This window comes from Saccharothrix espanaensis DSM 44229 (assembly GCF_000328705.1).
In the GTDB taxonomy this organism is placed as follows: domain Bacteria; phylum Actinomycetota; class Actinomycetes; order Mycobacteriales; family Pseudonocardiaceae; genus Actinosynnema; species Actinosynnema espanaense.
On the sequence record NC_019673.1, the window covers coordinates 6,612,078 to 6,628,922 of the forward strand.

Annotated in this window: 19 protein-coding genes and 1 pseudogene; 10 read left to right on the forward strand and 10 right to left on the reverse strand. The window is 71.6% G+C overall.

The window, feature by feature from the left end; all coding sequences use genetic code 11:
* Nucleotides 1-20: 20 nt before the first annotated feature.
* The 3 genes from BN6_RS28455 to BN6_RS28465 all read right to left on the reverse strand — a co-directional run bounded on the left by BN6_RS28455 (nt 21) and on the right by BN6_RS28465 (nt 3,043).
* On the reverse strand, nt 21-1,109 hold the full coding sequence (locus BN6_RS28455; protein ID WP_015103283.1) for an EstA family serine hydrolase: 1,089 nt from the start codon (nt 1,107-1,109) through the stop codon (nt 21-23).
* Between the two features lie 79 nt (nt 1,110-1,188).
* Nucleotides 1,189-1,695 (reverse strand): hypothetical protein, encoded by a 507-nt coding sequence (locus BN6_RS28460; RefSeq protein ID WP_148303059.1) that lies wholly within the window; start codon nt 1,693-1,695, stop codon nt 1,189-1,191.
* A gap of 337 nt (nt 1,696-2,032) precedes the next feature.
* Nucleotides 2,033-3,043 (reverse strand): hypothetical protein, encoded by a 1,011-nt coding sequence (locus BN6_RS28465; RefSeq protein WP_015103285.1) that lies wholly within the window; start codon nt 3,041-3,043, stop codon nt 2,033-2,035.
* 69 nt (nt 3,044-3,112) lie between these two features.
* Here BN6_RS28465 and BN6_RS28470 point away from each other — a divergent pair, with 69 nt between their 5' ends.
* Both BN6_RS28470 and BN6_RS28475 read left to right on the forward strand, forming a co-directional pair.
* Nucleotides 3,113-3,682: a PadR family transcriptional regulator gene (locus tag BN6_RS28470; protein WP_015103286.1), complete on the forward strand. Its 570-nt coding sequence runs from the start codon at nt 3,113-3,115 to the stop codon at nt 3,680-3,682.
* Entirely contained in the window at nt 3,679-4,665 is a 987-nt protein-coding gene (locus BN6_RS28475; RefSeq protein WP_015103287.1) for a hypothetical protein, read from the forward strand. Before BN6_RS28470 ends, BN6_RS28475 begins: the two co-directional genes overlap by 4 nt.
* 2 nt (nt 4,666-4,667) lie before the next feature.
* Here BN6_RS28475 and BN6_RS28480 read toward each other — a convergent pair whose 3' ends face one another.
* The 4 genes and pseudogenes from BN6_RS28480 to BN6_RS49180 form a co-directional block, all read right to left on the reverse strand.
* Nucleotides 4,668-4,991, reverse strand: coding sequence for a DUF1048 domain-containing protein (locus BN6_RS28480; protein ID WP_015103288.1), 324 nt, complete (start codon nt 4,989-4,991; stop codon nt 4,668-4,670).
* A gap of 1 nt (nt 4,992) precedes the next feature.
* A complete protein-coding gene (locus BN6_RS28485; protein WP_015103289.1) occupies nt 4,993-5,349 on the reverse strand; it encodes a DUF1048 domain-containing protein in 357 nt (118 codons plus the stop codon).
* Nucleotides 5,346-5,672, reverse strand: a complete 327-nt coding sequence (locus BN6_RS28490) for a PadR family transcriptional regulator (RefSeq protein ID WP_041314376.1) — start codon at nt 5,670-5,672, stop codon at nt 5,346-5,348. The genes BN6_RS28485 and BN6_RS28490 overlap by 4 nt, the downstream gene beginning before the upstream one ends.
* Before the next feature lie 272 nt (nt 5,673-5,944).
* Nucleotides 5,945-6,283, reverse strand: a pseudogene (locus tag BN6_RS49180) (MmcQ/YjbR family DNA-binding protein); the annotation flags it as partial.
* A 79-nt stretch (nt 6,284-6,362) separates the two neighbouring features.
* On the opposite strand from BN6_RS49180, the gene BN6_RS28500 reads away from it, so the two are divergent.
* The 3 genes from BN6_RS28500 to BN6_RS28510 all read left to right on the forward strand — a co-directional run bounded on the left by BN6_RS28500 (nt 6,363) and on the right by BN6_RS28510 (nt 9,525).
* Nucleotides 6,363-7,361 carry a DUF3558 domain-containing protein gene (locus tag BN6_RS28500; RefSeq protein WP_148303060.1) on the forward strand — a complete coding sequence of 333 codons (999 nt, stop codon included), beginning with the start codon at nt 6,363-6,365 and terminating at the stop codon, nt 7,359-7,361.
* A 157-nt stretch (nt 7,362-7,518) separates the two neighbouring features.
* Nucleotides 7,519-8,961, forward strand: coding sequence for a flavin monoamine oxidase family protein (locus BN6_RS28505; protein WP_015103293.1), 1,443 nt, complete (start codon nt 7,519-7,521; stop codon nt 8,959-8,961).
* A 66-nt stretch (nt 8,962-9,027) separates the two neighbouring features.
* Entirely contained in the window at nt 9,028-9,525 is a 498-nt protein-coding gene (locus BN6_RS28510; protein WP_015103294.1) for a TspO/MBR family protein, read from the forward strand.
* A gap of 2 nt (nt 9,526-9,527) precedes the next feature.
* On the opposite strand, the gene BN6_RS44350 is transcribed toward BN6_RS28510, so the two are convergent.
* Complete coding sequence (locus BN6_RS44350; protein ID WP_084672801.1) at nt 9,528-9,980, reverse strand: HNH endonuclease; 453 nt, start codon at nt 9,978-9,980, stop codon at nt 9,528-9,530.
* Between the two features lie 369 nt (nt 9,981-10,349).
* On the opposite strand from BN6_RS44350, the gene BN6_RS28520 reads away from it, so the two are divergent.
* Together BN6_RS28520 and BN6_RS46075 are read left to right on the forward strand one after the other, a co-directional pair.
* On the forward strand, nt 10,350-10,571 hold the full coding sequence (locus BN6_RS28520; protein WP_015103296.1) for a DUF6343 family protein: 222 nt from the start codon (nt 10,350-10,352) through the stop codon (nt 10,569-10,571).
* A gap of 102 nt (nt 10,572-10,673) precedes the next feature.
* Entirely contained in the window at nt 10,674-10,916 is a 243-nt protein-coding gene (locus tag BN6_RS46075) for a hypothetical protein (RefSeq protein ID WP_148303061.1), read from the forward strand.
* 80 nt (nt 10,917-10,996) lie between these two features.
* Here the strand turns inward: BN6_RS46075 and BN6_RS28525 are convergent, their stop codons facing one another.
* Nucleotides 10,997-11,803 (reverse strand): SDR family NAD(P)-dependent oxidoreductase, encoded by an 807-nt coding sequence (locus tag BN6_RS28525; protein WP_015103297.1) that lies wholly within the window; start codon nt 11,801-11,803, stop codon nt 10,997-10,999.
* Between the two features lie 147 nt (nt 11,804-11,950).
* Here BN6_RS28525 and BN6_RS28530 point away from each other — a divergent pair, with 147 nt between their 5' ends.
* The 3 genes from BN6_RS28530 to BN6_RS28540 are packed head-to-tail and all read left to right on the forward strand — an operon-like array spanning nt 11,951 to nt 15,532.
* Complete coding sequence (locus BN6_RS28530; protein ID WP_015103298.1) at nt 11,951-12,976, forward strand: ABC transporter permease; 1,026 nt, start codon at nt 11,951-11,953, stop codon at nt 12,974-12,976.
* A 25-nt stretch (nt 12,977-13,001) separates the two neighbouring features.
* Nucleotides 13,002-14,048, forward strand: a complete 1,047-nt coding sequence (locus tag BN6_RS28535) for a sugar ABC transporter substrate-binding protein (protein WP_015103299.1) — start codon at nt 13,002-13,004, stop codon at nt 14,046-14,048.
* The gene (locus tag BN6_RS28540) at nt 14,048-15,532 is read left to right on the forward strand and encodes a sugar ABC transporter ATP-binding protein (protein WP_015103300.1); all 1,485 of its coding nucleotides are present in this window, start codon (nt 14,048-14,050) and stop codon (nt 15,530-15,532) included. The genes BN6_RS28535 and BN6_RS28540 overlap by 1 nt, the downstream gene beginning before the upstream one ends.
* A 57-nt stretch (nt 15,533-15,589) precedes the next feature.
* On the opposite strand, the gene BN6_RS28545 is transcribed toward BN6_RS28540, so the two are convergent.
* Nucleotides 15,590-16,807, reverse strand: a complete 1,218-nt coding sequence (locus BN6_RS28545; protein WP_015103301.1) for a hypothetical protein — start codon at nt 16,805-16,807, stop codon at nt 15,590-15,592.
* Nucleotides 16,808-16,845 lie beyond the last annotated feature (38 nt).

Here is a 16,845-nt window from a genome sequence, read left to right on the forward strand (position 1 = left end):
AACTGAACCGGCGTGTCGGATCAGAGCCGGGCGTACACGGCGTCGACCACGCGCGCGACGTCCGGGTCCGACCCCGGCGGGCCGAACGGCACGCGCGGCGTGACGTGGCCGAACGCCACCCCGCGCGACGGGTCGGCGAACGCCGTCGTGCCCAGACCGGGGTGCCCGAAGGTGCCGGGCGGCCCGGCCGGCATGAACCCGCGCCCGAACCGCTGCTCGATCGGCATCGCCGCGCTGGTCAGCACCCGGTCCGGCCCGGACGTCTCGACGCGCCGGACGTCGGCGACGGTCTCCGGGGTGAACGCGTCGAGCAGCCACGCGTACAGCCGCGCCAGGCCGCGCGCCGAGGCCACCCCGCCGGACCCGCCGAGTTCCGCCGCCCGGTACCGCCGGTCCCCGGCCGCCGCGACCAGGTCGTCCGGGAACGCCCCGTTCATCGTCATCGCGGACACCAGGTGCGGCCCGACGTAGGCCGCCAGGTCGTCCGGTGCCGGCCCACCGCCGCCGGGGATCGGCGCGTGGGCCGGCGGAACCACCCGGTGGTCGAGCGGCTCCGGCAGCCCGATCCAGAACTCGGCCCCGGCGGGCCCGGCGACCTCCTCGGCGAAGAACCGCCCCAGCCCGCGCCCGTCGACCCGGCGCACCACCTCGCCGACCAGCCAGCCGAACGACTGCGCGTGGTAGCCGTAGTCCGTGCCCGGCGCCCACACCGGCGCGGCGGCGGCCAACGCCCCGACGACCCGGTCCCAGTCGGCGACGTCGTCGAAGGTGAGCCCCGGTTCCGGGGCCAGGAGGCCCGCGCGGTGCGACAGCAGCCAGCGGACCAGGGTCGACTCCTTGCCGCGCTGCCCGTACTCCGGCCAGTAGTCCGTCACCGGCGCGTCGAGGTCCAGCAACCCGCGCTGCACCAGCAGGTTCGCGCACGCCGCCGTCGCGCCCTTGGTCGCGGAGAAGACCGCCAGCAGCGCGTCCTCCGGCAGACTGCGCCACAGGTCGACCACCGGCTCACCGCCGACGTACACGCAGCACTGCGCGGGACCGTCGCCCGCGAACACCTCGGCGACGCGCTCGAACCCCGGCGCGACGGTTCCTTCGACAGGTGACGACACAGGTCCTCCGAGTTTCCGGTGGGACCCGATCCTGCCGGCCCTGCTGGATCCGATCACGTAAGCCCATGCCCGAGGTGACCTACCGGCCGGGGGTCGCGCGTCGGCGGGCCGCGTACATCGCCGCCGCGCCCGCCGTGACGAGTGCGAGACCGGCGATCAGCAGACCTGGCCAGTGGTCGCCGGTCCCGGTGAGGGCCAGTGCCGGGTGTTCCCGGGTACCGGCGGACGGCCCTTGGCCGCTCTCCCGAGCCGGTCCCTTCGCGGGCACGGCCGCCGGGCCGGCTGCCAGGGCGGATCGCGATTCGGAGTCGGGCACGACCTGTTCGTACGGCCCGGCCCCGGGCGGGGTGGTGGAGGACGTGGTCGACGGCGGTGACGTGGTGGTGTTGGTGTTCGTCGCCGTCGCGACGACCCCGACCGGGGCGTTGACGATGGTGGCCGGGGCGTCGTCGGGCCGGGTGGGCGCCTGGACCGCGCTGGTGGCACCGGGGGCGTTGAGGTTCTGGGTGGTCGTCGACACGGGCGGGTCGCCCTTGTCCGGCGATCCGGCGGCAGGCAGCACTTCCAGGGAGACATCTGCGGGCACTTCTGCGGATCCGACAGGTGCGAAGGGGTGGGCTGTCGGCGACCAATCCTGTCTGTCCGCAACCCACGCGGGTTCTGGTGTCGGCAAAGCGGTCGGCGGGGTGGGAAGTGCTGCGGCGGTACCGCTCCACAGCAGGGCGGCCAGTGCCGCCGCCGACGACACAGCGGCAAGGCGATATACGCGCCAGGTCCGGGCGGCGGGATCGCCGTGATCATAAGGCATCTCCACTGCGTAACCGTCGAGGACGCAGCTCGCAGGCCGGAACCACCTGATTGCCCGGAAAGAGCGAATTTCGATTTCGGGGCGCGTGGCGGGATCACGCGTCGCACCGACTGGGTCAGCCGACGATCCCGCCGTCCAGACCGAGGAACTCCTCGCCGACACGGAGCCACCACACGCCGCCGTTGCGGTCGAGGACGGTGGCCTTGGTCAGGCCCCTCGGCAGGGTCGGCTCGACCAGCACGCCGTCCGGCAGGGCCAGCAGGCGCTGCCGGCCCTTCCACTCGCCGGTCCGGAAGACCGGTGTCAGCACCAGGTGGGTGCCGTCCGAGGTGAACCGGCCGCGCAGGCCGTGCTTGCCGGGACGGCGCTTCCACCCGCTCTGCTCGTGCGGGCGCGCGCCGAGCCGGCCGTCCCGGACCTCGGCGCAGGTGAAGAAGTCCGCGCCGTAGCCGTTGACCGAGCCCAGGTCCGAGCCCTCCGACACCAGGTAGGTCGTGCCGCCCCGGCGCAGCGTCGCGGTCACCGAAACGGCCCGGGGCTCGTCGTCCTCCTCGAACCCGTCCGCCGCACCGTCCTCGAAGGTCGGATCGGAGGGGTCGGCCGGGTCGCCGAAGCCGAAGCGGTCGGCGGGGAAGTCGGCCGGGTCCGGGGTCCACGGCGCGTGCCACGAGGCCGTGCCCGTGGCGGAGTCGATCGCGAACCTCGCCGTGTACCGGAGTTCCTGGACGAGGACGCCGTGCGCCAGCACCACGTCCCACTCCGCCGTGTCGCTCACCGCCGACCCGCCGTGCAGGCGCGGCGCGGGCGTCACGGAGGCCAGCGCCTCGACACCGGTCACCGGCAGCTCGTGCCACTGCCCCGGCCCGGTGTGCCGGAACGCCCGCCCCGGCTCGGGCAGCACCACGTGCCCGCCGGCGGGGTGCGCCAGCAGGGTCGGGCGGTGCTCGGGCCAGCCGTCCATCGGCGCGTAGTCGAGCCGGTCGACGTGCGTGCCGTCCGGGCCGCACCAGGCCAGCACCAGGTCGAACGCGTCGCCGTCGGGCCGTTCGCCCAGCACGGCCAAGGTCCCGTCGGTGCCCGCCGAGCAACCGAGCACGAACAGTCCTTCGACACGGTGGCGGCGCATCCCCGGAGCATAGGTCGGCGGTACGACACCCCGGTTGCCATTAGTCGTATACGTCTATATGCTGGCCGGGTGCCCTTGGACGCCACTCGCAACAGCCTCGTCCTGCCGCTGCTCGGCCTGCTGGTCGAGCAACCCGCGCACGCCTACGACCTCACTACCCGCCTGCGCGAGCGCTACCACCACCTCACCGCCACCCGCAGCACTGTCACCACCCTGCTGAAAACCCTGGAGCGCAAAGGACTCGTCGCCGCCCGCACGCCGGAACAGGTCGGCAACCGGCCGCCGCGCACCACCTACCGACTGACCGGCGCCGGCCTCGCCGACTTCCGCGCCAGGGTCGAGACCGGCCTGACCGAACCGCCGGCCGCGTCGGTCGACTTCACCCTGGCCGTCGCCTACGCGGCGATCCTGCCCGCCGACCACGCCGCCACCCTCCTGGAACAGCGCGCCGCCCGGCTCGGCGGTGAACTCGACGCCCTGCGGCAGCCGACCGGCGTGCGGGAAGCGCACATGCTCGAAACCGCCTACTGGCAGTCGATCGTCACCGCCGAGGTCGACTGGACCCGGGCCACCGCGCGGCGGATCCGCGACGGCGACCTCGACTGGCCCGACCACCGTCCGGAAAGGACAGACGCGTGAAGTTCGGCATCTACCCCGGCGGCCGCGCGGGCACGACGTCTTCCCGCCCGGAGGACCCCGCCGCGATCCGCGACCTGGTCGACCGGCTCGCGGGCGACCGGCCGTTCGTGATCCGCGAGTACGTGCACTTCCTCGGCGAGCCGGCCCGGCCGGAGTTCGCCGCCAGTCTCGGCGCGGACCGCGGGCTCGACCACCTGACCCTGCCCGACGAGTGGTACGCCGACGCCGGCCGGGAGCTGGACCTGGTGGTCAGCCACCTGCCCGCGACCGCCGACCTGCCGGGGTGGCTCGCGTTCCTCGACGCCGTGCTGGACCGCTACGGCCACCTCGCCCGGTGCCTCCAGGTCACCCTGGAACCGAACTTCCCGATCCCGCTGATCGACGGCAGCACGCCCGGCGTGCTCGACGCGCTGGTCCACGGCATCCCGCACGCCAAAGCCGCGGCGGCCACCCGGGGCCTGCGCACCCGGATCGGCTTCTCGGTGGCCGAGCCCGCCGAGTGGCTGGGCGGCGACGACGCGTTCTGGGCGCACCTCGGCTCGGTGCCCCACAACGACTTCGCGGCCCAGGTGGACTACGTCGGCCTGGGCCTGTACCCGGACGCCTTCTCCCCCGTCGCGCCGCGCGGCACACCGGGCGACGTCGCCTCGCTCACCGCCCACGCGCTGCGCCACCTGCGCGAGCACTCACTGCCCCGGGCCCACATCGGGCCGGACACCCCGATCCACGTGGCGGAGAACGGAACACCGAGCGGCACACCCCGCGACGGGCAGGCGCAGCGCGAGTCGCTGACCGACATGATCGGCACGGTCCTCGACCTCCGCGACAAGCTGAACATCACCCAGTACGAGCTGTTCGGCCTGCGCGACGCCGACAGCGGCTCCCCGGAACCCCCGGGCTCGCTCGGCCTGGTCACCGACACCTACGAGCCCAAGCCCGCCTTCGCCGCCTACCGCGACATCGTCCGGGCGTCCGACGCGTAGCCCTACTCCCCGGCCTTGCACGACTTCCCGCTGATCGACTCCTGGTAGATCTCCGCGTAGGTGCGCGAGTCCTCGACCAGACCGTCGCAGAACGCCGCGACGTCGTCGCCGATGAGTTCCAGGACGCCCTTGCCGGCCGCGACGCCCTCCTGGAAGAAGTCGACGATCCCGGAGAGCAGGTCGCCTTCGAGGTCGACCGGCCCGACCTTGAACAGGTACTTCTGCATCTCCTGGTAGACGATCCGGTAGTCCGGCGGGAGCGCCTTGACCCGCGCCTGGTGCGCCCGCCACTGCTTCTTGCCCTCGATGATGTCCTGGATTCCCACGTCAGCCTCCCAGCCGGCCCAGTTTCCGCGCGACGTTGCGGTTCAACTGCGCGCGCCACTTGTCCCGGTAGGTCCGGGCCCCCTCCCCGCCGGCCAACGCCGCGCAGAAGCCCTCGACGTCGTCACCGAGCGCCTCGTGCACGCTCTGCCCGTCGGCGGCCGTCTGTTCGAGCAGCCCCAGGGCGTTGTCCAGGATGGGCATCAAGTTGCGGCCGGTGAAGTCCGAGTAGGACGCGGTGTGGGCCTTGACCTCCTCCCACGCCGCCCGGTAGTCGGCCGGCAACGCCTGGGCGCGGGCGTCGAACGCCTTCCACTCCCTGGTGAGGTCGCTGCCCGTGACGGTCTCCCAGAAGCTCATCTCCCGCCCTCCTTGAGCTTGTCGATCCGCGATGAGACGTACTCCCACTTGGCCCAGAACGTGGCGAGTTCCGCGCGTCCCGCGGCGTTGAGCGCGTAGAACTTCCGCGGCGGTCCAACACCGGACGGTCGTTTCGCCACCTGCACGAGCCCGTTCTTCTCCAGTCGCAGCAGGATGGTGTACACCGTGCCCTCGACGACGTCGGTGAAGCCGAGTTCGTTCAGCCGACGCGTGATGGCGTACCCGTAGGTCTCCTCGCCACCGATGATCTCCAGCACGCAGCCTTCGAGCGTGCCCTTCAGCATCTCCGTCAGGTCGTCCATGGTGAGCCTCTTCGATCTTCCCGGTACTCGGTGCGACCGAGTACTACTACAACGTATCACCGAGTAGCGGGATCTGCCAAGCGGCACCACGGCCGGTCGGGGTTTCCGGGCACACCTCATGAGCGCGGAACGTCCCGCGCCGACAGCAGACCCGACTACTTGGCCGTCCCGGACTTGGCGGCGGTCTTCGAGGCTGCGCGCTTCGACACCGCGGACTTGGGGGCGGCGCGCTTCGACACCGCGGGCTTCGCGACCGCGCGCGCCAGCGCCACGGGGTCGGGCGCGATGGCGATCAGCTCCTCGGGCGCGGACAACCGCCACGCCTCGAACACGAGCTCGGCCAGCTCGTCGGCGTCGACGCCGGCCAGGTGCACGACCACCCAGCCGAAGCCGCCGGCCGTGAACTGCTCCTCGAACACGTCCGGCCGCTCGGCCACCAGGGCCTGCTGCTCGGACAACGTCTGCTTCAGCCCCACGGTCTGCGTGCGCGGCCAGTAGTAGCCGAACCGCTTCCCGCGCACGCCGAACGAGCTGTACTCCCCGCCCTCCGCGCGCTGCACGTCGGCGAGCGCGCCGACCAGGCCGAAGAACACCTCACTGCTGGCTGCCACTGGATTCCCCCGGAAAGTTCCGCAGCCGCGAGTATATGTACGCATGTGCGCCGGCGCGCACGTCCCATAGGCTGCGGCCATGATCAGGGCACGCAGGTGGATCCCCCTCGTGGCGGGGCTCGTGGTGGTGTTGAGCGGGTGCAGCGTGCGACTGGTCGGGACGCCCGTGGCGGCGGCGGACCTCACCCCGCCCACCACGAAGACCCAGTCGCGGCCCACCGCGGTGTCCCTGCTCGGCGACCTGCCCACGTTCGACCCGTGCAGCCTGCTCGACATCGCCGACCTCAAGGCCTTCGGCACCGCCGCGCCGGAGACGACGGTCTCGCTGGACTACTGCCTGGCCTCGCTGACCACGCCCGGCGGGACGAAGCTGGACGTCGAGGTCGGCAGCCTGGAGCAACTGGTCTCGGAGAGCGAGTTCGAGGCCGACTACCGCAACTACCGGGGCGGGCTGCGGATCGCCTACCGGCGCGACGACACCACCCAGTGCGCCCGCCGGCTGGTGTTCGACGACCTGGTCACCCTCACCATCGCGGTGAGCAACTACAGCGACGGCAAGGCGACGTCGACCGAGATGTGCAACCCGGCGGACGCGCTGGCCACCGCCGCCGCCGACCGCGTGCTGGACAAGGAGGCCGGGCACCGCACCTTCAAGGCGCGGTCGATCGGCAAGATCGACGCCTGCTCGGTGGTGGGCAAGGAGACGGTGACCCGGGTGCCCGGGATCGGCACCGCGAAGGTCCGCGCCTACCCGGCCGGCCACCAGTGCCGGTGGAGTCCCGACGGCACCGCCACGCCGCCCAGGGCGCGCGTCACGTTCAGCATGGGCGAGCCGACCAAGCCCGACGGCCAGAACAGGACCGCCGAGGACGTCGCCGGGCGGACCACCACGATCAGCCGGACGAGCGTGTCCTCGCTCGCGCTCTGCTCGGCCGAGACCGCCCACATCCCGGTGGAGAACGGGCTGAGCGAACTCGCGTACGTGTCGGTCAGCCTGGCCCAGGGCAGCCAGATCGACGCGGCCTGCGCCGCGGTGAAGGCGCTCGCCGCCGAGGTGTGGTCCAAGCTGCCCCAGTAACTCTCCGCACAAATAGGAGACCGGGTGTCCCCCGAAAGGACACCTCGGTCACAGAATGAAGTCCCGCGCCGCCCTTTCATGACCGGACCGAGGGATATGACGAGCCATTCGGGCAGTCGCCCTTGCCCGGCGGAGCGGAGCGGCGCAATCGTGACCCATGGAATTCGCCGCGCTGGACGTCTTGCGTGAAGGTCTGCCGGGCAATTCGCGGCCACCGCGGAAAGTGGTCGTGGTCGGGGCCGGGATCGCCGGGCTGACCACCGCGCTGCTGCTCAAGGAAGCCGGGCACGAGGTGGTCGTCCTGGAGGGGCAGAACCGGGTGGGCGGCCGGATCCTGACCCACCGCGGGTTCGCCGGCGACCTGTACGGCGAGTTCGGCGCGATGCGCTTCCCCGAGCAGCACCCGCTGGTGCAGCACCTCATCAAGGACCGGTTCGCGCTGGCCACCAAGCCGTTCCCGATGTACGACGAGGACACGTTCATCTACCTCCAGGGCAAGGGCGTGCGGCGCAAGGACTTCCGCGCCGACTCGTTCACCTTCGACCTGACCCCGGCCGAGGCGGACAAACCGCCGCACGAACTGCTCCGGCACACCGTGCAGCCGCTGGTGGACATCATGGAGAACGAGGAGCCGGACAAGGCGTGGCACCGGCTGCTCGACGACTACGACAAGTACACGCTGCTCGGCTACCTGAAAGAACGCGGGCTCGGCGACGGCGCGCTGTCGATGCTCGGCCCGCTGTTCAACCTCGAAGGCCGCTACCACTTCTCACTGGTCGAGTGGTTCTCGCACTACTACGAGGACGTTTTCGGGAACCTGGTCTACATCGAGAAGGGCGCGGACACGCTGCCGCGCGCGTTCGAGCCGTACCTGATGGACGACATCCGGATGGGCGCCCAGGTGCACGCGATCGACCAGGACGACACGGGCGTGCGGGTGCACTACCGCGCGGGCCGCCGCACGCAGGTGGTGACCGCCGACGAGTGCGTGGTGACGGTGCCGTTCGCGAGCCTGCGGCACATGGAGATCAGCGGCCTGGACCCGGACAAGTGGTACGCGATCCGCAACACCTACTACGGGCGCGCCCACAAGCTGTTCATGCAGTTCTCCGAACGGTGGTGGGAGACCTCGTACGGGATCACGCACGGCCTGACCGTCACCGACCTGGCCATCCGCAACATCGTCTACCCGCCCGCCGGGCAGGACACCCGGTACAAGCGGGGCGTGATGATCGCGTCGTACTGCTGGGAGCAGGACTCCATGCCGTACACGCCGCTGGCCGGCGAGGAGAGCGTCGCGCAGGCGTTGGAGGACCTGGTCAAGATCCACCCGGAGGCGCGGGACACCTTCGAGTTCGGCGTCTACAAGGACTGGGCGCTGGACTGGTTCGCCTGCGGCATCGGCCCGCTGTTCCGGGCGTTCGAGATGAGCGAGACGTTCTACGACGACGTGATCCGGCCGGTGGGCCGGGTGTGGTTCGCCAACGACGCCTGCGACCGCCGGCACCGGCGCTGGGCCGAGGGCGCGCTCAAGGCCGCCGTGAAGAACGCCTACGCGATCCACGAGGGCATCCGCGACGAGCTGCCCTGGAAGGACTGACCGGCGCGGCACCCGTTTCAGCCGGCTCCCGGCCGGCTACCCTGCGCAGAACCGGAGGGAGACAGCGTGGGTCCCGGCAGAACGGTCACCGCGGTCGAGCGACAGGGCAGGCAGTGGTGGGCCCTGGCCGGGTTCGTCGCGGTCGTGGTGGTGATCGCGCTCGTCGGGTCGCTGGCCGTGACCGGATCGGACGACCGTTACGCCACCCTGGTGAAGCCGTCGTGGGCACCGCCGAGTTGGCTGTTCGGCCCGGTGTGGTCGGTGCTGTACCTGATGATCGCGGTCAGCGGGTGGCTGGTGTGGCGGCGCGTCGGGTTCTCCCTGCCGCTCGGGGTGTACGCGGCGCAGTTGGTGCTCAACGCGCTGTGGACACCGCTGTTCTTCGGGGCGGGGAGCTTCGCGCTGGCGTGCGCCGACATCGTCGCGCTGCTGGTGCTGATCACGGTCAACATCGGGCTGTTCCGGCGGATCTCGGGCGCGGCGGCGCTGCTGCTCGTGCCGTACTGGGCGTGGGTCGCGTTCGCCACCGCGCTGACGTTCTCGCTGTGGCAGGCCAACACCTGACCTCACGCCGTCCGGGCTTCAGCGCCTTCCTTGTCTTCGGCACCTGTCAGGGCGCCGGGGCCTTCAGCGTCGTCGGGATGTTCAGCGTCGTCAGGGTTCGGTCCGGGGATGGCGCAGAGGCCCAGGGTGGTCCGGATCTCGATGTGGCGGGACAGGAACGCGCGTTCGTCGAGGCGTTTGCGGCGCAGCCAGCCGGTGACCTCGGCGTTGCACTTGCCGGCGTTGCACGAGCGGCAGGCGGGCACGACGTTGTCGACCGTGTAGCGGCCGCCGCGCGAGATGGCCTGCACGCAGTCGCGCTGCAACGGCTGGTCGGTCGCGCCGCAGTACGCACACCCGCCCCAGGCCGCCTGGAGGGTGGTCCACTGCTCGTCGGTCAGGTCGTGGTCGACGCTGTCCATCCGGCGCTTGCGCTTGCGGGCGGCACGGGCCCTTCGACTGCGGTTGACCGCCATTGGACCAGGGTACGCAACACCGGGCGTGACCGGTCGGCGACGCACCGACAACCCCACCCGCGCGTGCTCAGATTGCAGAGACCGACAAACACACAGACGCGGCGTACCGGCTGTGCCGTCCGCGCCTGGTGGACCTGTCGCCCCGCCGATGGCACCGAATTGCGGCTCATCGGCAAATCCCCGCGAACAGCGTTCGGCAGCCGAATCTGCCAACTGCGCGAACTGAACTCGAATCGGATCTGATTGTGACCGGGCGCATTCTCGCACCCTCATGGGCGCGGTGCGGTGACCGCCTCGGGCGGGCGCGTGTCCCGCTTCCGGGTGAACGGCGGCGGGTGTACCGGGGGCCGGACGGGGCATCCGGTGGGTATGGACGAGGACGGACTGCCCCCTCGGGCACCGCCGCGCAGCGCCCTGACGCTGCGGCTGTGGCTCGCGGGCCTCGGCATCCTGCTCAACGTCGGGGCGGCGGTGCTGCTGGCGCGCGCCGACTACCCGTTCCTCGCGGTGGTGCTCGCGCTGCTCGCCGCCGGGCTGGTGGTGGACCTGTGGTGGGTCGCCCACCGCAAGCGGCGGGGTGACCCGGGCTGAGGGCGCGGACCACCACGTGCGGGAGCAGTCGGATGTGGAGTGTCCGTTGGGCCGGCCGCGCGCCGCACGGTCCCCGTCGGGTCACCGCTCTTGGTGAAACCGTTGTCGGACAACGTGATCAGGACCGTCGCCGAGGTCCCGGTCGGCGACGGTCAGTCGGTGGCGGTCGGCGAAGACGTACCCGCACCGAGGTTCCGGTTGTCCACCACCGAATCGACCACCGTGTGGCCCGTCCAGGCGATGCCCGCGCCCAGGCGCACGACAAGAATCGTCCTGGAAGGACCACGACTTGCGGCCGAACTGCGTGCTCGGGAGACCCCGCACGTCGTGGCCGAGCGCGCGTAGACACCGTCGCTCACGCCGGCCGCCCACCGCGAGGTGGGCCGGGTCTGGTTCCACGCGCCGAGCTCCGGCTGACCGGTGGTCTAGCGGATCACGAAACCGCCGTTGACGCCGATGGTCTGGCCGGTCACGTAGGTGCCGTCCGGCCCGACCAGGAAGGCGACCGCCGAGGCGATCTCGGCGGGCAGCCCGAACCGGCCCAGCGGGGTCTGGCGCTCCAGGTCCTTGCGCACCACGGGGGCCATCACGTCGCCCAGCGGCGTGTCGATGTATCCGGGGGCAATGCAGTTGACCCGGATCCCGCGCGGGGCCACGTCGCGGGCCACCGCCTTGGTGAGGCCCTCGATGCCGGCCTTCGCGGCCGAGTAGTGCGGGATGTGGGCGCAACCGGTCATCCCGCAGATGGAGGACACGTTCACGATCACGCCGCCGCGCCCCATGTGCCGCAGCGCGGCGCGCGTGCCGAAGAACGTGCCGTCCAAGTGGACGCCGAGCATCCGGTGCCACGCCTCGTCGTCGATGTTCACCGTGGCGTCCAACATCGTCGTGGGCTCGCCCGCCTCGGCCTCCACCAGCCGGGACGCGAGCCGGCCGAACGCCTCGTCGGCCTCCTGGCCACCCCGGATACCGGCGTTGTTGACCAGGACGTCGAGCCGCCCGTAGGTATCCACGACGGTCCGCACCGCCTCGTCCACCTGCGCCGACACCGCCACGTCGGCCACCACCGCCATGCCCTGCCGGAGCAGTCCCGCGGTGAGTTCCGCACCGGTCGAGTGGACGTCCAGCGCCGCCACCCGCGCGCCCTCGGCGTCGAGCCTGCGGGCGATCGCTTCGCCGATCCCCGAACCGGCGCCGGTCACCAGCGCCACCTTGCCCTCCATGCTGCCCATGGCCGCAGACGCTAGTCAGCGCGTGCCGACTCGCTGTGGCCCCGGACACAGCCGGTGCGCTGGTGGTCAACGGGTGTTCGCCATCGGGCAAGCGTTCACCAGGCCACCGCCGCACGCTGGGGGCCGTACAGGGCGGACGGAGGCGGCATGACCGAGGTAGACCGACGTGTGACGACGACCCGGGAGGGGAACTCGATCGTCGGGTTCGGCAGGCGGGTGCTGCGGGCGGAATCCAGCAGTGTGCTGATCGCGACGATCGTGCTGGTGCTGGTGATCGGAGCCCTGCGCCCGAACTTCCTCACCATCGGGCAGTTGCGAGACGTGCTCAACAACTCCGTGTACGTGGCGCTGCTCGCCGCGGGCATGGCGTTCCTGTTGGCGATGCGGGAGATCGACCTCTCCGTGGGTGCGATGTTCGGCCTCTCGCTGATCACCTCCGCGCTGCTGATGCGCGACGGGTTCGACCCGTGGCTGGCGTGCGCGGCGGGGATCGTGCTCGGCGCGATCCTGGGCCTGGCGAACGCGTTGGTGGTGCAGCACATCGCCATCCCGGCGTTCGTCGCCACGCTGGCGACGATGCAGCTCTACCGAGGACTCGCGGTCGCGCTGGGCGACGGGCAGCAGGTCACCGGGCTGCCGCTGGAGCACTCGTTCTTCACCGTGCTCGGCGGCGACTGGCTGGGGCTCCCGGTCAGCGTGTGGATCCTGATCGCGGTCACGGCGGGGCTGACCGTGGTGCTGCGCTTCACGCCGTTCGGCTACCGGGTGCGCTCCATCGGGTCCAACCCGGACGCCGCCGCGTTCTCCGGCATCTCGATCCCGCGCACCCGGCTGTACGTGCTGGTCCTGGTGGGCGCGATCGGCGGCCTGGCCGGCGTGCTCGGCCTGGCCTTCTTCACCTCCGGTGACCCGAACATCGGCACCGGTTTCGAGCTCCAGGCGATCGCGGCGGCGGTGATCGGTGGCACGCCGCTGCGCGGTGGTGTCGCGACCGTGGTGGGAGCGGTGTTCGGCGCGATCCTGCTGGGAGTAGTGTCCAGCGGATTGGTCTACTTCAGCATCCCGGCGAACTGGAGTTCGTTCGCCACCGGTTTGGTCGTCCTGCTGGCAGTCGGGGTGGACAGCGCGCTGCGCAGCCGGCAGCGAGCGCGCGAATCAATGCTCGGCCTGTGAAACCCCGCGTAGGAAAGAGGTCCTGATGCGTCCCCATCGGTACGTGGCGGCGTTCGCCGTCGCCGCTCTGCTGGCCGGCTGCGGCACGGCGGAGCCGTCCGCGAACGCGCCGCTCAAGATGGCGTTCGTCTACGCCACGTCGACGCAGAACCCGTTCCAGGAGATGGCCTTCGGCGCGAAGGCCGCCGCGTCCAACGCCGGGAACGTCGACCTGGCGCTGTCCGCCCCCTCCCAGGTGGACGGCCCGCAGGAGGTGCAGCTCTTCCAGTCGGCGATCCGCAACTCCAAGGACGGCGTGGCCCTGGAGACGCTGACGCCCGACCTGTTCGTGCGCCCGCTGAACCAGGCCACCGACCTGGGCGTGCCGGTCGTCGCGGTGGACACCGCTCCCCCGGCGGGCACCAAGGTCGACCTGTACATCGGCAACAGCAACACCGAGCTGGGCCGGATGCTCGGCGAGGAGTTCGTCAAGCAGGTGCCCGAGGGCACCACCGGCGAGGTCGTGCTGGGCAACGCCATCCCCGGCCTGACCCTGCTCCAGCAGCGGCTGGACGGCATGAAGTCGGTGATCGAGGCCAAGCGCCCCGGCCTCAGGATCAGCGGCCCGTTCGACTCCGGCTCCGAGCCGACGTCGAACTTCAACAAGTGGAACGACATCGTCAAGGCGCACCCGGACGCCATCGGCTACCTGGGCGTCGGCGCGCAGGACGCGGTGTCGCTGGCGCTGATCCAGAAGAACACCGGCCGCAAGTTCCTGGCCGGCTCGTGCGACCCGGACATCGCCGCGCTCCAGGCGGTCAAGGACGGTTACGTGTTCGCGCTGGCCTCGCCCGAGCACTGGCTGAAGGGCTACGTCGCGCTGAGCCTGCTCATCGAGCACAAGCGCAACGGCAAGGAGCTGCCCAAGGGCTGGTGGAACACCGGGTCGCTGGTCGTGAACGCGGCCAACATCGACCAGATCATCGCGCGGCAGAAGGACGAGGACACCCGCAAGGCCGCGTTCAAGGCGGAGACGGACAAGCAGCTGGCGGACCCGTCGAAGTACCTGAAGTCCATCGGAGATGCCAACTGATGCACGCCTTCACCGCACATGGGATCACCAAGACCTACGGCGGGGTCACCGCGCTGGCCGGAGCGGACCTCACGCTGCGCCCCGGCTCGGTGCACGCCCTGCTGGGCGAGAACGGCGCGGGCAAGTCCACGCTGATCAAGGTGATCACCGGGGCGGTGGCGCCGGACGCCGGCACGCTGCGGCTGGCGGACGCGGACGTCGCGTTCGCCAGCACGGCCGAGGCGGCGGCCAACGGGGTCGCCGTCGTGTCGCAGGAACTCAACCTGTTCCCCGACCTGGACGTGCTGGCCAACCTCTACCCGATGCGCGAGCCGACCCGCGGCCCGCTGCTCGACCGGGCGGAGATGCTGGCCAAGGCGCTGCCGGTGCTCGACCAGCTCGGCCTGGACATCGACCCCAAGGCCAAGCTCGGCTCGCTGTCGCTCGCGCAGCGGCAGCTGGTGGAGATCGCCAAGGCGCTGATCGTGCAACCCCGGGTGCTGATCCTCGACGAGCCGACCTCCGCGCTGGACAAGGACAGCTCGTCGCGCCTGCTGGACATCCTGCGGGTGCTGCGGGACCGCCAGGTGGCGGTGGTGTTCGTGTCGCACATCCTCGAAGAGGTGATGAACCTGTGCGACGAGATCACCGTGCTGCGCGAGGGCCGCACCGTGATCGACGCCCGGCCGCGCGCCGAGCTGACCATCGGCGACATCGTGCACGCCATGCTGGGCAAGGACCTGCCGGTGCCGGTGCGCACGACCGGCACGCCGGGCGCGGCGAAGCTGGAACTGCGCGGCGTCACGGTGAAGGACCGGCTCGCGGACGTCGACCTGGCGTGCTCGGGCGGCGAGATCGTCGGCCTGGCCGGGCTCGCCGGGTCCGGCCACACCACGGCGCTGGAGGTCATCGCGGGCATCCGGCGGCCGGTGCGCGGCTCGGTCACGCTGCCCGGCGGGCGGAGGCCGCGCGACTTCCGCTCGGCGATCGCGGCCGGTGTCGCGCTGGTGTCCGGCGACCGGCGGCGGGTCGGGCTGATGCTCGACAAGCCGGTGTGGGAGAACATCGCCCAGGTCCGGCCGGTGGCGCTGGCCGCCGCCGGCGGGCTGCTGCGCACCGGCGCGCTGCGCGAGTCGGCGCGGGCGCTGGCCGAGCGGGTGCGCGTGCAGCCGCCGAACGTCGACGTGCGCGCCGGGCTGCTCTCCGGCGGCAACCAGCAGAAGGTCGTGCTGGCCAAGTGGCTGGCGGCGGACCCGTCCGTGCTGCTGCTGGACGACCCGACGCGGGGTGTGGACCTGGGCGCGCGCGCCGAGATCCACACGTTGCTGCGCAGCGTCGCCGACGCGGGCAAGGTGGTCGTGCTGTGCTCGACCGACCTGGACGAGCTGGTCGCGGCGTGTGACCGGGTCGTGGTGTTCCACAAGGGCAAGGTGTGCGCGGAGCTGACCGGTGACCGGATCGACCAGCACACCATCCTGAGCACGATGAACACCGGCGTGGCCTAGGCGACAACGGTCGCGCTGCGGGACTTCCACCCCCGCGGCGCGACCGTTGTCGCCGAGTCAGCCGACGCGCTGCCCCAGCACCGGGTCGGCGACGGCCACCAGCACGCTCCACGCGTTGCGCCAGGCCGTTTTCACCTCGGGCTCCACCCGGCCGTCGGCCAGCAGCGCCTCGACGTGCGGTTGCAGGTCGCCCAGGGCGTAGAGCATGAACACCTCGGCGCAGAACTCGCTGAACTTGCCCGCCTGGTAGCCGCGGCGGTGGTCGGGCGAGAGCCGGTTGCGCGCCGGGTCCCGCCACAGGTCCAGGCCGAGCAGCCGGTCGCGGTGCGCGCGCAGCGTCAGCCACGCGTGGTAGAGCTTCCTGGCGTCGGGGGACATCGCGTCCCAGTAGGACTGGAGGTCCCGGACCTCCTGGTCCTCGGTCGACAGGACCAGCCGCTCGGCCTGGCCGGGCCCCAGGTCGGCGAACCGCGCCGGCAGGGCGGCCACGCTGTGGGTGTCCAGCGCGACCGGCATCGACCGCCGGCCCAGCAAGGCCGTCTCGAACGTGGCGTGGCCCGTCTCGTGGACCACCAGGCGCAGGAACGCCCCCGGCGGCGTGGCGAGCAGCCTGGAGACGAAGATCCGGTTGTCGGCCGCCTCGTACAGGCCACCGCCCCGCTGGTCGGCGCGCGAGGAGTTGAACGTGATCGTGCACGACCCGGTCAGCCGGCCCCAGAAGTCCGGGTAGGTGTCGAGGAACCGCAGGACCGCCGCGGCCTGGGGCAGCGGGAGGTCCAGGTCGGGGTCGCCGACCTTGGCCCGCAGCTCCGCGAGCTTCGGCTTGGCCTCGACCAGCTCGAGGACGATCGCGGTCTGCGGGCGCTCGTCGGGGACGACCACCGCGCCGTGGTCGGTCAGCAGGAGGCGTTCCTTGATGGCCTCGACGGGCTCGGCCAGCGTCGCCGCGCCCAGGCCGAGCCCGCCGTGCGTGATGACGAGTTGGACGATGCCGCCGGTCGTGCTGTCCTTCACGACGTGACCCAGCACGTCGGGGTCGAACGCGGCGAACAGCGCGCCGGTCCCGGCGTCGTGCTCGACCACCGCCGCCGGGGCACGTCCCCCGGGCGCACTCCCCCGGTCGGCCGTGGCCCCGGTCGTGATCGAGGCGAGCAGCCGCCGCACCCGACCCAGGACGTCGGCGCGCGTCGGGCCGGTCCCGGTGCCGGACATCTCGGCGAGCAGCGCGTCCAGTTCCAGGTCCAGCGGGCTGCGGTCCGGTGGCGTGGGCTGCATCGGATTCCCCCTCGTGCGGATCAGCGGTCCGAGGACCC